8 protein-coding genes are annotated in these 13,992 nt (G+C 71.2%); 6 read left to right on the forward strand and 2 right to left on the reverse strand.

Annotation, left to right across the window (positions count from 1 at the left end; translation table 11 throughout):
- Positions 1–56: 56 nt before the first annotated feature.
- Together ACTVAJ_RS08705 and ACTVAJ_RS08710 are read right to left on the reverse strand one after the other, a co-directional pair.
- Positions 57–1,268, reverse strand: coding sequence for a thioester domain-containing protein (locus ACTVAJ_RS08705; protein WP_470387564.1), 1,212 nt, complete (start codon positions 1,266–1,268; stop codon positions 57–59).
- A gap of 368 nt (positions 1,269–1,636) precedes the next feature.
- On the reverse strand, positions 1,637–2,830 hold the full coding sequence (locus tag ACTVAJ_RS08710) for a thioester domain-containing protein (RefSeq protein WP_470387565.1): 1,194 nt from the start codon (positions 2,828–2,830) through the stop codon (positions 1,637–1,639).
- Between the two features lie 386 nt (positions 2,831–3,216).
- Between ACTVAJ_RS08710 and gatB the strand changes: the two genes are divergently transcribed.
- The 6 genes from gatB (at position 3,217) to serA (ending at position 13,580) form a co-directional block, all read left to right on the forward strand.
- Positions 3,217–4,713 (forward strand): Asp-tRNA(Asn)/Glu-tRNA(Gln) amidotransferase subunit GatB, encoded by a 1,497-nt coding sequence (gene gatB, locus ACTVAJ_RS08715; protein WP_470387872.1) that lies wholly within the window; start codon positions 3,217–3,219, stop codon positions 4,711–4,713.
- Between the two features lie 328 nt (positions 4,714–5,041).
- Entirely contained in the window at positions 5,042–7,747 is a 2,706-nt protein-coding gene (locus tag ACTVAJ_RS08720; RefSeq protein ID WP_470387566.1) for a putative bifunctional diguanylate cyclase/phosphodiesterase, read from the forward strand.
- 665 nt (positions 7,748–8,412) lie between these two features.
- The gene (locus ACTVAJ_RS08725; RefSeq protein ID WP_470387567.1) at positions 8,413–10,173 is read left to right on the forward strand and encodes an acetolactate synthase large subunit; all 1,761 of its coding nucleotides are present in this window, start codon (positions 8,413–8,415) and stop codon (positions 10,171–10,173) included.
- Positions 10,174–10,190: 17 nt separating this feature from the next.
- Complete coding sequence (gene ilvN, locus ACTVAJ_RS08730; RefSeq protein ID WP_470387568.1) at positions 10,191–10,715, forward strand: acetolactate synthase small subunit; 525 nt, start codon at positions 10,191–10,193, stop codon at positions 10,713–10,715.
- A 70-nt stretch (positions 10,716–10,785) separates the two neighbouring features.
- Entirely contained in the window at positions 10,786–11,781 is a 996-nt protein-coding gene (gene ilvC, locus ACTVAJ_RS08735) for a ketol-acid reductoisomerase (RefSeq protein ID WP_470387569.1), read from the forward strand.
- Between the two features lie 209 nt (positions 11,782–11,990).
- Positions 11,991–13,580 carry a phosphoglycerate dehydrogenase gene (serA, locus tag ACTVAJ_RS08740; RefSeq protein WP_470387570.1) on the forward strand — a complete coding sequence of 530 codons (1,590 nt, stop codon included), beginning with the start codon at positions 11,991–11,993 and terminating at the stop codon, positions 13,578–13,580.
- Positions 13,581–13,992 lie beyond the last annotated feature (412 nt).

Here is a 13,992-nt window from a genome sequence, read left to right on the forward strand (position 1 = left end):
CCACACGTGGACGGGCCCCTCGCGTGCTCAACCGCTCACCGGCGGTCCCGGGGGCGTCAGCCCTCCAGGGACTCGCTGTCGGCGGCCTTGCGCTTGCGGCTCAGGTAGATCGCACCGGCACCGGCACCCAGGGCCGCGACACCGGCGGCCACCAGACCGGCCAGAGCGCCACCGGTCACCGGCAGGGACGGCGTGTTGTTGTCGTCCGGCGTCGGGGTGGGCTCCGGGGTCGGGGTGGGCTCCGGCGTCGGGGTCGGCGTCGGGGTGGGCTCCGGCGTCGGGGTCGGGCTGGGGCTCGGGCTGGGCGAGGGGGTGGGCTCGTCGGCCGCGACCCACTCGGCGGAGGCGGAGGCGGTCACGTCGACCTCGCCCTCCTCGGCCGTGATGAGGGTCTGGGTCTCGACCTCCTCACCCTTGAACAGGCGGCCGGTCTGCACCGTGGCGGAGGTGGACAGGCTGAAGGAGGCGGAACCGTCCGCGGCGTCCCCGGGGACGGAGAAGCCGACGGTGTCGCCGTTCTCGACGGCCTCCACGGCCTCGCCGCTCTCCAGGTCGACCAGCGCGACGCCCTCGGGGACGCCGGCGCCGAGGTCGACCGGGATCTCACCCTCGACACTGGTCTCGATGAGGAACTCGCCGACGGTCTCGCCCGCCTGGCCGGAGGCCTCGCCCGGCGTGATGCTCAGCGTGGCGTCGGGCTCGGCGGTCTGCGGCAGCTCGACGGCCTCACCGATGAGGTACTCGTAGATCGCCTCGATGTTCGGGTGCGCCTCGGTCAGCTCCGCACCGTTGCTGAAGTGCCAGATGGCCGCCTGGGTGGCGGAGAGCGCCTGCGCGTCGGTGGTCCGGCCGGTGGTACCGGCGGCCTCGGCCAGTTCGTCGGCGCTCGCCGCCGGGTAGCCGTTCTGGAGGACCCAGTGCACCAGCGCGGGCTGGGCGAAGTCACCGCGGCCCGGGTAGTTGGCCCAGGCGTCCTCGCGGTACCAGGCGTCACTGCGGATGCCCGTCTCCAGGTCGATGCAGTAGGTGGTGAGCGTGTCGCCGTTCTCCAACTGGAGGTTGAAGAGGCTCACCCGGGTGCGCTCGCCGTTCATCCCGATGGTCTCGCCGCTCTCGGCGTTGCCGACGTACCGGCCACGGACGGAGCCCTCGTAGGGTTCGGGCTCCGCGGCCGCGGGGGCGGCGGCCAGACCGAAGGCGAGCAGACCCGCCACGGTGGCCGTGAGACCGATCCGGGCGGCGGAACGGGGGAAGTTCAGGTCAGTCAAGTTGTGTCCCGGTGTGTCTAGGGGTTACCGGTGGGCCCGTACGGGTGGAAACGGGAGGTGCAACGGGCACGGCCTCCACGGGCGGCGGGCGGGACGAGTCTGTCGGGGGTCGTCGCAGCCGTCTGGGGCGTTCACCGGACGGTCCGGAAGCGTGGCACCGCGTCCGTGGGGTGGACGCGTCATCGGTGGGGCGCCAACGCGGGAGCGGGCCGCGTTCGTCGTGGAATGTCTGCCGCGCGGACGATACTAGCGACCGGCTCGGCCTCTTCCAACCCACTCCACCGAATTTGTCCGTGAATCGGGCATGGACAAAACCCGTCAGACCGTGTCCCGATCACGGTGCGGGGCGGTACCCGGGTGCGAGCGGCTCAGCTCCGGCGCTTACGCCCCAGAACGAGGATGATCAGGCCGGACACGACCAGCGCACCGGCGATGATCAGCAGCCCCGACAGCCAGGTCCCGGTACCGGCGAGGTCCTCGTCCGCGCCCTCTTCCTCCGGTTCTCCGGAGGGGGAGTCGGAGGGTGTGGTGTCGGGCACCCCGGCCTCAGGAGCGTCCGCGCCGGCGGCCGGGGACCCGGGGTCGGAAGCGGAGGGCGCGGGCGTTCCGGGGGCGGGGCCGGCGATCTCCTCGGGTTCCTCGGAGCGCCAGGTGAGGGTCGCCGCCGCCGAACGCGTCGCCGTCCCGGGCTCGGCCGTGACCAGGGGCTGCGTGCGCACCCCGTCCCGTCCGGTGAACAGGCGGCCGCCGGCGAGCGGCACGTCGTTCCCGCGCGCGTGCAGGGTCACCACCCCGGCCGGGACCGACGGGTCCACGTCGAGGTAGACCGAGTCCCCGTCGCGCACCCGTCGCACCTGGTCGCCGTCCGCGTCGACCAGCCACGACGCCGGAGCCCCACGGACCGAGACCCTGACGGGTTCCGAGCCGGAGCTGGTCACGGTCAGCGGGCCCAGGGGCTCCTCGGGCGCCACCGCCTCCAACTGGGGCGGGGTGATCTCCAGGGACGGCACGCCGGGTTCGTCGGGCGCGTCCGCGCTGCCCGCGATGAGGTACTCGTACAGCGCGGTCACGGTCGCGTCGTTGGCGTCGGGATCGAGCTCCGCCCCGTCCAGGACGTGCCAGAGCGCGGCCTGGGTGCCCGCGATCGCCTGGCGTTCGTCGAGGAAGACCGTCTCCGAGGCCAGGGCCAGGTCCGTGAGCGTCACGTGGGGGTAGGAGTTGGCGACCACCCAGGCCGCCTGGTCCGCGGGGTCCGTCACCGCCTCGGTTTCGGTCCACCGCGGATGGTCATCCCACACTGACTCGACGTAGGCGGCACGCGGACGCACCTCGCCGTCGGCCTCGGCCGTGTAGGCGCTCACCGAGGCGCTGTCGGCCACACGGAGGCTGAACAGGGCGGTGGGCGCCTCGGTCCCGTCGGCGAGGACGACCTCGCCGCCCTGGACGGGGTTGCGGTCCACCCGGGAGAAGTCGTCGGCGAGCGCCGCGGGGACGCCGCTCAGCCCGCTGACGAGGGCGGCCGACGTCAGTACGGCGGTGCACCGACGCAGGATGCTCCACACGCTCACATGCTCCCAGGAAAAGGGCGGCGGACGCGGAGTCCGGCCGACGAAACCACGATCTCGGACCACCCAGACTAACGTCCCGGTACCCTCCGTGACCGCGGGAGGGCCGGACAGCGGCGCAATCGTGTGCTGGCCGTGACATCCGTGTCGCATGGGAGCGGGGTGCTGCGCCGGAGGCGGCCCCTGAGGGTGGTGGAGGGCGACGAAGTGGGGGGTGCTGCGCCGGAGGCGGCCCTTGAGGGTGGTGGAGGGCGACGGGCGGGCTGGTTACCCCCATACCCTCGGTAGGCTGACCTGGAAGGTATGTCCTCTACGGAAACGGGTTTGCGGCGATGGCCCACGCGGTAACTCCCAGCACTGCCCCGAACAGCGGCCCCACTCCGGTGGCCTACGAGCAGGCGCTGGTCAAGTACGAACCCGTACTCGGCCTGGAGACCCACATCGAACTGGGTACCGCCTCCAAGATGTTCTGCTCCTGCCCCACCGCGTTCGGTGCGGAGCCCAACACCCAGGTGTGCCCGGTCTGCCTCGCGCTCCCCGGTTCGCTCCCGGTCGTCAACAGGAAGGCCGTCGAGGGCGCCATCCGGCTGGGGCTGGCGCTCGACTGCTCCATCGCCCCCTGGGGCCGGTTCGCCCGGAAGAACTACTTCTACCCGGACATGCCGAAGAACTACCAGATCTCCCAGTACGACGAGCCGATCTGCGTCGACGGCCACCTCGACGTGACCGTCGACACCCCCGAGGGTCCCCGGGTCTTCCGCGTGGACATCGAGCGCGTCCACATGGAGGAGGACACCGGCAAGACCTCCCACGTGGGCGGTGCCACCGGCCGGATCCACGGCGCCGACTACTCGATCGTCGACTACAACCGCGCGGGCATCCCGCTGCTGGAGATCGTCACCAAGCCCATCACCGGTACCGGCGAGTTGGCGCCGCTGGTCGCCCGCGCCTACGCCGCCGAGCTGCGCGACCTGGTCCGCTCCCTGGGCATCTCCGACGTGCGCATGGAGGAGGGCTCCATGCGCTGCGACGTGAACGTGTCCGTCAACGAGCGCGGCGCCGCCGAGTGGGGCACCCGTAGCGAGACCAAGAACGTCAACTCCCTCCGCTCCGTCGAGCGGGCCGTGCGCTCCGAGATCGAGCGCCAGGCCGGTGTACTCGAGGACGGGCAGAAGGTCGTCCAGGAGACCCGCCACTTCCAGGAGAACACCGGCCGCAGCATCTCCGGCCGTTCCAAGGAGGAGGCCCAGGACTACCGGTACTTCCCGGACCCCGACCTGGTCCCCGTCGCCCCCTCGGAGGAGTGGATCGAGGAGCTGCGGACCACCCTGCCCGAGCTGCCCGCCGCCAAGCGGGCCCGGGTCCGGGCCGAGTGGGAGCTCACCGACACCGAGCTGCGCGACCTGGTCAACGCCGACGCCATCGAACTGGTCGAGGCCACCGTCGCCGCGGGCGCTCCGTCGGCCGAGGCCCGCAAGCTGTGGCTGAACGAGCTGTCCCGCCGCGCCACCGAGCAGGAGGTCGAACTGGCCTCCCTGCCGATCACGCCCGGACAGGTGGCCCGGACCATCGCGCTCGTCGCCGAGGGCACGCTCACCAACAAGCTGGCCCGTCAGGTCGTCGAGGGCGTCCTGGCCGGCGAGGGCGAACCCGACGACGTCGTGGAGGCCCGCGGCCTCAGGGTGGTCAGCGACGACGGCGCGCTCGGCTCGGCCGTCGACGAGGCGATCGCCGCCAACCCCGACGTCGCCGAGAAGGTGCGCGGCGGCAAGGTGGCCGCGGCCGGCGCCCTCGTCGGCGCCGTCATGAAGGCGACACGGGGCCAGGCCGACGCGGGCCGCGCCCGCGAGCTCATCCTGGAGAAGCTCGGCGCGAAGTGACCCGGAGCGGGCGTGCGCCGGGGAAGCCGGGCGCACGCCTGACGGTTACGGAGTGTCATTGCTCTGACGTCAACTCTCTGTCGGTCCTCAATCGCTGTGTGACCTTGGTTGCGTAGGGTGTCCGAACACGGGGGTGTGCGTGCCCTTCGGGGCTGTCGGACGCCGGTCCGCCGCGCGCCCGTGGGGCGTGGACGGCGGGCCGAGGTGTTCGGGTGCCGTGCCGCGCCCGGAGTCGATCGACACGAGGGTGGTGCCCCATGGCCGAGGAGAGAGCCCGACGGTGGCCAGACGCCGCACACTCCGTGTCCCGCACCCGGGGAGGCCGGTGATGGGCGACAGGGCACGTCAGCTGTGGTTGGTCGGGGTGGGGGCGCTGTTCCTGTTCCACGTCTCGCTGACGCTCGTACCCACGCCGGGCGGGACCCTGGCCGCGGCCCTGGGGGAGTGGCCGACGACGCTCGCGGCGGGTGCGGCCGGGGTGTCCCTGCTGTTCGCCTCGCGCCGCTGGGCGGCCACCGGCGCCGACCGGGGCGCGCACGCGGACGGCGCCGACGGCGCGGCCGCGCTCCGCAACCTCGCCTTCGCCGCGTTCGCCTGGTGCCTGGGCGGCCTCACGCACGGGATCACGGGTCTGCTCAGCTCGGGTTCGGTGTTCTCGCTCACGTTGGGTGATCTTTTCGCTCTCACCGCGTTGCCACTCTTCGTAGTCGGATTCACCCGGTTCGCGCCGTGGCCCGGAGGGCTCCGGACCGCCCTGAGGCATATCACCGACAGCTACGTGTGTGCGGCCGCCGTGTTCTCCGTCGTGTGGCTGCTGATCTTCGCGCCGCTCTACCGCGAGCTGGGGGAGGGCGCCGGTTTCCTCGGCTTCGCCCTGGTCTACCCGGTCGCCGACATCGTCGTGCTGTGCCTGCTGGTGCCCCTGGTGTTCATGTCGCCGCACAGCACGCGGCGGGCGGTGCTCTGGGCGATCGGCTCGCTGATCCTCATCGCCGGAGCGGACCTGATCGGCGCGATCACCCGGCTGACCGGCCCGCCCGTGGCCGGGGGGATCGAGTACCCGGTCAAGCTCCTGGGCTTCGCCGCCCTGGGCGCGCTGCCGTGGCTGGTCGAGCACCGCCAGGCCGCGACCCCGCGCCGCATCACCGGCCGGGGACTGTACCGTTTCGCCCCCGAACTCGCGGCCATCGGCGCCCTGCTCGTGGCCACCGTGGTCCTCACCGTGGCCGCGCTCGGGCTGCCCGGGGTCGCCGCGGTACTCCCGCTGGCAGCGGGAACCGCCGTGGTCGTGCTGCTCGTCCGCGTCGTCGGCATGCTGGAGGAGAACTCCACGCTGGCACGCATGGTGCGCAACCGTGAGGGGCACTTCCACGAGCTGGCGCGCAACAGCGGCGACGTCATCCTCATCGTGGACCGCGACGGCGCCGTCCACCACGCCAGCCCGGGCACGGCGGAGGCGTTCGGCTACCGGCTCGACGACGTGCTCGCCGCACCGGTCACCGCGCTCATCCACCCCGAGGACCTGTCACGTACCCAGGCCGTCACCGACCTGTTCACCGGTCACGGTGGCCGGGGGGTCCACCTGCGGCTGCGCGTGCGCGCCGCGGACGGGACGTGGCGGCACACCGAGTCGACGGTCTCGCTGTACGAGCAGCCCGGCGAGCCGGCGCGGCTCCTGGTGACCACCCGGGACATCAGCGCGCAGGTGGCGCTCCAGGACGAGGTGGAGCACCTGACCTTCCACGACGGCGTCACCGGACTGCCCAACCGCGCCTACCTGGAGGAGCGGGCCAGCGACGTGCTCGCGCACCGGGCGATCAGCGACGAGCCCGCCGGGGACGTCGCGGTGATCTTCCTGGACCTGGACGGCTTCACGGCCGTCAACGACTCCGCCGGGCACGTGCGCGGCGACCACCTGTTGGGACAGGCGGCCCGCAGACTCCGCCGCGAGCTGGAGTCCTCCGCGACGCTCGCGCGCTGGGGAGGGGACGAGTTCGCGGTCCTGATCGAGGAGATGCCGCGCGCCCAGCAGGTGGTGGACCTGGCCGAGCGCCTGGGCCGGGCGATCGCGTCCGAACCGTTCCAGGTCGCCGACCGGGACATCGTCCTGACGGCGAGCATCGGCGTGGCCTTCGCCGAGCCCACGATCGACAGCGGGGAGCTGCTGCGCAACGCCGACGTGGCGATGACCCGCGCCAAGGAGCGCGGCACCGGCCACGTGGAGGTGTACGCGGCGCACATGCACGACACGGTCGTCTCCCGCCTGGAGCTCCAGATCCGGTTGCGCGAGGCGCTCGCGCGCGGTGAGTTCTTCCTGGAGTACCAGCCGATCGTGGACCTGGGCTCCTCCCAGGTGACGGCGGTCGAGGCGCTCGTGCGCTGGGACCGCGACGGCGAGGTGGCCGGTCCGGACACCTTCCTGGGGGCGGCCGAGGAGTCGGGGATGATCGTCCCCCTGGGGGAGTGGATCCTGCGGGAGGCCTGCGCGAAGGTCGCCGTGTGGCGGATCTCGGACTGGGAGATCGGTCTGTCGGTGAACCTGTCCGCCAAGCAGGTGCTGTCGCCGCGCTTCGTGCGGACCGTCGAGGAGGTCCTCGCCGAGACGGGCCTGCCCGCGGAGGTGCTCACCCTGGAGGTGGACGAGGACGTCCTGCTGGGTGACAGCGCCGAGGCCGTCGAGCGCCTCGGTGAGCTGCGCGCGCTGGGCGTACGCCTGGCCATCGACGACTACGGCATGGGCTACGCCTCCCTGGCACACCTGCGCGAGCTGAGTGTGGACGCGATCAAGATCGACCCGTCGTTCACCGCGGACCTGGGCCGCGACGACACGGTCACGCTGCTCACCCACACGATCATCCAGCTCGGGCGCGACCTGGGCGTCCAGGTGGTGGCCGAGGGCATCGAGCGCCCCGAGCAGCTCGAACAGCTGCGGGGGATGGGCTGCGACCACGGCCAGGGCTTCCTGGTGGCCCGCCCGATGCCCGCGAGCGGTGTCGAGGCGCTCGTCGGCGGTGAGGCGGGCGCCAGCCTCTAGGCTGTGCTTTCCGGGTCCTGCGCTTGGCTTCGGACCGTGTCCGGCCGCCCGGGGGACGGGGACGGTGCATCCTCGGCCGCGCCTGCCGCTCGTTCCTCGCTCGGCGGCCCGCCCCGTCCCGCGGAACCCGGCCGGAGCCGGGGTGGGCGCGGCGCTGTCGGCGCCGGGTGCGGGACCGGGCCGGTCGGCCGCCGCGACCGAGCCCGGGCTCCGGGGGCGTCGTGCCGCGGGGGCGGAGTCCGCCCAGGGCCTGCTCCTCCGGCCTCCGGGTGGTCCCGTCCACGGTCCGGACGGATCCCCGGGCGTGGGCTCCAGCGTGTTCTGTGTTACATCCACATGGGTGCTTCGCCGGGTTTGCCCTGTTCAACGCCGCAGCGTGTCGCCATGCATGGTCGGATGCTGACATGGGCGTCTCGCATGGTGAGACAATATGTCGATCTTGTTGACGTGTGGCCACTCCTTCGGCCACTGTTGTGACCGTGCAGAACAACTCCCTGATTCTCGTACTTGGTCGGCGCGCAGCCCACTGAGTTACCTCTGCTGCGCGCCACCCCTCGACCGCCACCGGGCGGTGGGGGTTTTTTTATTGCCACACCAGGCGTTGAGTCAGACCCACCAAGCCAGAGCCGCTGTATTGCTCTGGACCCTCGCTGAAGGATCTTGAGATGACCGAGCAGATGACCGGCGCCCAATCGCTGATCAGGTCACTGGAGCACGCCGGCGTTGACACTGTCTTCGGGATTCCCGGTGGCGCCATCCTCCCCGCCTACGACCCCCTCTACGACTCGGCCAAGGTGCGCCACATCCTGATGCGCCACGAGCAGGGAGCGGGCCACGCGGCGGAGGGATACGCCTACGCCACGGGTCGGCCCGGAGTGTGCATGGCGACCAGCGGCCCCGGAGCGACCAACCTCGTGACCCCCCTGGCCGACGCGCACATGGACTCGGTTCCCATGGTCGCGATCACCGGCCAGGTGGCCTCCCCGATGATCGGTACCGACGCCTTCCAGGAAGCCGACATCTGCGGCATCACGATGCCGATCACCAAGCACAACTTCCTGGTCAGCGACGTCCGCGACATCCCGCGCACGGTCGCTGAGGCCTTCCACATCGCCTCCACCGGCCGACCCGGCCCGGTCCTGGTCGACATCGCCAAGGACGCCCTGCAGGCGTCGGCGGACTTCGTCTGGCCCGAGCGCCTCGACCTGCCCGGCTACCGTCCGGTCACCAAGCCGCACGGCAAGCAGGTCCGCGAGGCCGCCCGGATGATCAGCGAGGCCAAGCGCCCCGTCCTGTACGTGGGCGGCGGCGTCCTGCGCGCCGGGGCCTCGGCCGAGCTGCGCGTCCTGGCCGAGCTCACCGGCGTTCCGGTGGTGACCACCCTGATGGCCCGGGGCGTCTTCCCCGACAGCCACCCCCTGTTCGTGGGCATGCCCGGCATGCACGGCGACGTCGCCGCGGTCGGCGCCCTCCAGAAGGCGGACCTCATCGTCGCCCTGGGCGCCCGCTTCGACGACCGCGTCACCGGTCGCCTGGACAGCTTCGCGCCGGACGCCAGGATCGTCCACGCCGACATCGACCCCGCGGAGATCTCCAAGAACCGCCACGCGGACGTGCCCATCGTCGGGGACTGCCGCGAGGTGCTCGCCGACCTGGTGGTCGCCGTGCGCGCCGACCAGGAGAAGGGCCGCGAGGGCGACTACGCCGCCTGGTGGCACCAGCTCAACCGACTGCGCACCACCTACCCCAAGGGCTTCGAGGAGGCCACGGACGGCAGTCTGTCCCCGCAGGCCGTCATCCAGCGGCTGGGCAAGGTCGCCGGTCCGGAGGCCACCTACGTCGCCGGGGTCGGCCAGCACCAGATGTGGGCCGCCCAGTTCATCGACTACGAGCGCCCCGGCGCCTTCGTCAACTCCGGCGGCCTCGGCACCATGGGCTTCTCCGTCCCGGCCGCGCTCGGCGCCAAGGTCGGCGACCCGGACCGCGTGGTGTGGTCGGTCGACGGCGACGGCTGCTTCCAGATGACCAACCAGGAGCTCGCCACCTGCGCGATCGAGGGCATCCCGATCAAGGTCGCCGTCGTCAACAACGGCAACCTGGGCATGGTCCGCCAGTGGCAGACCCTGTTCTACGAGGGGCGCTACTCCAACACCAACCTGCAGACCGCGCCCAAGGACGAGAAGGTGCGGATTCCCGACTTCGTCCGCCTCGCGGAGGCGTACGGTTGTGTCGGCCTGCGTTGCGAGCGCCCCGAGGACATCGACGCCACCATCGAGAAGGCCATGTCGATCAACGACGTCCCGGTCGTCGTGGACTTCACCGTGAACCACGACGCCATGGTCTGGCCGATGGTCGGCCCCGGTGTCAGCAACGACAACATCCAGTACGCGCGCGACATGGCGCCGAACTGGGAACACGAGGACTAGGAGAGGCCCCAACCACCATGAGCAGTCACACGCTTTCCGTTCTGGTGGAGGACACCCCGGGTATCCTCGCACGTGCCTCCTCCCTCTTCTCCCGCCGCGGGTTCAACATCGACTCGCTCAGCGTCAGCACCACCGAGTACGCGGGCCTGTCCCGGATGACGATCGTGGTCAACTGCGACCTCCACCCCTTGGAGCAGGTGACCAAACAGCTCAACAAGCTGGTCAACGTCGTCAAGATCGTGGAGATGGACACCACCGCGTCGGTCCAGCGCGAGCTCCTGCTCGTCAAGGTCAAGGCCGACGCGTCCAGCCGCACCCATGTGCTTCAGACGGCCGAGCTGTTCCGCGCCCACGTCGTGGACGTCAGCCCGGACGTCGTCGTCATCGAGGCCACCGGTGATCCCGAGAAGCTCGATGCCCTGGTCAGGAACCTGGAGCCGTTCGGCATCAGGGAACTCGTCAAGTCCGGTCTGGTCGCCCTGGGCCGCGGGCCCCGGTCGATCACCGACCGTTCCCTCCGCGCGGTCGACCGCAGCGCCTGAGCCCGTACGGGCATCCGGGCCCGCGCGCCGGGCCCGAGACACGAACGTAAGAATCAAGGAGTAACCCCAAGTGGCAGCACAGATGTACTACGACGACGCCGCTGACCTGGAGCTCATCCAGAGCAAGAAGGTCGCCGTGATCGGTTACGGCAGCCAGGGCCACGCGCACGCGCTGTCGCTGCGGGACTCGGGCGTCGACGTGCGGATCGGTCTGGCCGAGGGCTCCAAGAGCCGCGCCAAGGCGGAGGAGGAGGGCCTGCGCGTCCTCACCCCCGCCGAGGCCGCCCGCGAGGCCGACGTCGTCATGATCCTGGTTCCCGACCACATCCACCGGGACCTGTACGCCGACGAGATCGCGCCCAACCTGGAGGCGGGCAACGCGCTCTTCTTCGGTCACGGCTTCAGCATCCGCTACGGCCTCATCACCCCGCCCGAGGGCGTCGACGTGGCCATGGTCGCCCCCAAGGGCCCGGGCCACCTGGTCCGCCGCCAGTACGAGGCCGGGCGCGGCGTGCCCTGCCTGGTCGCGGTCGAGAAGGACGCCAGCGGTCAGGCCTGGGACCTGGCGCTGTCCTGGGCCAAGGGCATCGGCGGCACCAAGGCGGGCGTCATCAAGACGACGTTCACCGAGGAGACCGAGACCGACCTGTTCGGTGAGCAGGCCGTCCTGTGCGGCGGTACGGAGGAGCTGGTCAAGGCCGGTTTCGCCACGCTGGTCGAGGCGGGCTACCAGCCGGAGATCGCCTACTTCGAGTGCCTGCACGAGCTCAAGCTGATCGTTGACCTCATGTACGAGGGCGGCATCTCCAAGATGAACTGGTCGGTGTCCGACAACGCGGAGTACGGCGGCTACACCCGCGGCCCGCGTGTGATCACCGAGCAGACCCGCGAGGAGATGCGCAAGATCCTGCGCGAGATCCAGGACGGCAGCTACGCCAAGGAGCTCATGGACGAGTTCGACGCGGGTCAGCCGACCTTCACCAAGCGTCGCGAGGCCGAGCAGAACGAGCCGATCGAGAAGGTGGGCGCCCAGCTGCGTCCGCTCATGAGCTGGCTCAAGGCCTGACGGATCCGACGCCTCCGGGGCGGGTGCACACCCGCCCCGGTCGCGTACGCGGGGGTGGGGACACCCGGCCGGTGCGGCAACGCGGCCCGTGTTCCCCGACCGGCCAGCGGGCTTCCCTACCTCGGCAGTAGACTTTAGACCGGCCGTCACACCCGATGCGGGCTGATCCCTCCACCCGTTCGGGTAGCACCACCCGAAAAGGAATCGCTGTGCCCAAACCCGCCGTACTCGTCGCGGAAAAACTCTCGCCCGCCGGAATCGCGCTGCTCGAAGAGGACTTCGAGGTGCGCCACGTCGACGGGGCCGACCGCTCCCAGCTGCTCCCCGCCCTCGCCGACGTGGACGCCGTGATCGTGCGCAGCGCGACGCAGATCGACGCCGAGGCCCTGGCCGCGGCCTCCCGCCTCCAGGTGGTGGCCCGCGCCGGTGTCGGTCTGGACAACGTGGACGTGGACGCCGCCACCAAGGCGGGCGTCCTGGTGGTCAACGCCCCGACCTCCAACATCATCAGCGCGGCCGAGCAGGCGATCAACCTGCTCCTGGCCAGCGCCCGCAACACCGCCCCGGCGCACAACGCGCTCGTCAACGGCGAGTGGAAGCGCTCGAAGTACACCGGCGTGGAGCTGTACGAGAAGGTCGTCGGCGTGGTCGGCCTGGGCCGGATCGGCGCCCTGGTCGCGCAGCGGCTGTCGGCCTTCGGCACGAAGGTCATCGCCTACGACCCGTTCGTGCAGCCCGCGCGGGCCGCGCAGATCGGCGTGGAGATGACCACGCTGGACGACCTGCTGGAGCGCAGCGACTTCATCACCATCCACCTGCCCAAGAACAAGGACACGCTGGGCCTGATCGGTGACGAGGCGCTGAGCAAGGTCAAGCCGAGCGTGCGGGTCATCAACGCCGCGCGCGGCGGGATCCTGGACGAGGACGCCCTGTACCGGGCGCTCAAGGACGGCCGGGTGGCCGGCGCCGGTATCGACGTCTTCGCCAAGGAGCCGTGCACGGACAGCCCGCTGTTCGAGTTCGAGAACGTCGTCGTGGCCCCCCACCTGGGCGCCAGCACCGCCGAGGCGCAGGAGAAGGCGGGCACGCAGGTGGCCCGTTCGGTGAAGCTCGCGCTGTCGGGCGAGTTCGTGCCGGACGCGGTGAACGTGCAGGGCACCGGGGTGGCCGAGGAGATCAAGCCGGGCCTGCCGCTCACGGAGAAGCTGGGCCGGGTGTTCACCTCCCTGGCGGGCACGATCGCCAGCCGGATCGACGTCGAGGTGCGCGGGGAGATCGCCGCCCACGACGTGAAGGTGCTGGAGCTGGCCGCGCTCAAGGGCGTGTTCGCCGACGTGGTCGAGGACACGGTGACCTTCGTCAACGCCCCGCTGTTGGCCAAGGAGCGCGGCGTCGAGGTCAACCTCGTGACCAGTGACGACCACAGCGACTGGCGCAACCTCATCTCCGTGCGCGGCGTCCTGGCCGACGGCCAGCGGGTGTCGGTGTCGGGCACCCTGACCGGTCCCCGCCAGGTGGAGAAGCTGGTGGAGATCAACAACTACGGCATGGAGATCAGCCTCAGCGACCACATGGTGTTCCTCTCCTACGAGGACCGCCCGGGCATCGTGGGCAAGGTCGGTGCGCTGCTGGGCGACTCCCAGGTCAACATCGCGGGTATGCAGGTCATCCGGGACCAGGAGGGCGGCAAGGCGCTCATCGCCCTGACCGTGGACTCCGCGGTGCCCGACGAGGTCCTGGCCTCGATCTCCTCGGAGATCCAGGCGGACATCACCCGTCAGGTCGACCTGGAGGACTGAGGGACCCCTCCGGGGCAGGGCCGTCCGCCGGCGTGAACCCTCCCGTGCCCGGTGTGCACCGGGCACGGGAGGGTCGCGGAGCGGGCTCCTCGCGACCCCCCTGGTGTTCGGGGCCGTACCACCGCGCGGTGGTACGGCCCCTTCCGTTTCCCGGCCGCGGTGCCCGCCGCGGCCCCTCACTCCTCGCTTCTTTCGGACCACACCCCCTCTCACCAGCAGCGACACGCGATCGTCTCACATCGTGGGATGTCCTGGTCAAATACTTGGACATCCGATATTCTGTCGTCCTAGGAGTCAGCGGACCGGGCCCGACCGCCCGGCGCCGCCGCCCATCGCCCCGCCCGCCCGAACCGGGCCCGCGTCGGCGACATCCGGCAGTCGATCCCGCCGGGGCGAACCGCTCCTTCTTCCG

Source organism: Nocardiopsis sp. KDC1DS13DA1 (genome assembly GCF_055632325.1).

What these genes read in the sequence shown, in the direction of transcription:
- ACTVAJ_RS08725 (WP_470387567.1), top strand. Translation starts at nt 8,413, where the DNA reads ATGACCGAGCAGATGACCGGCGCCCAATCGCTGATCAGGTCACTGGAG.
- ACTVAJ_RS08720 (WP_470387566.1), top strand. Translation starts at nt 5,042, where the DNA reads ATGGGCGACAGGGCACGTCAGCTGTGGTTGGTCGGGGTGGGGGCGCTG.
- ilvN (WP_470387568.1), top strand. Translation starts at nt 10,191, where the DNA reads ATGAGCAGTCACACGCTTTCCGTTCTGGTGGAGGACACCCCGGGTATC.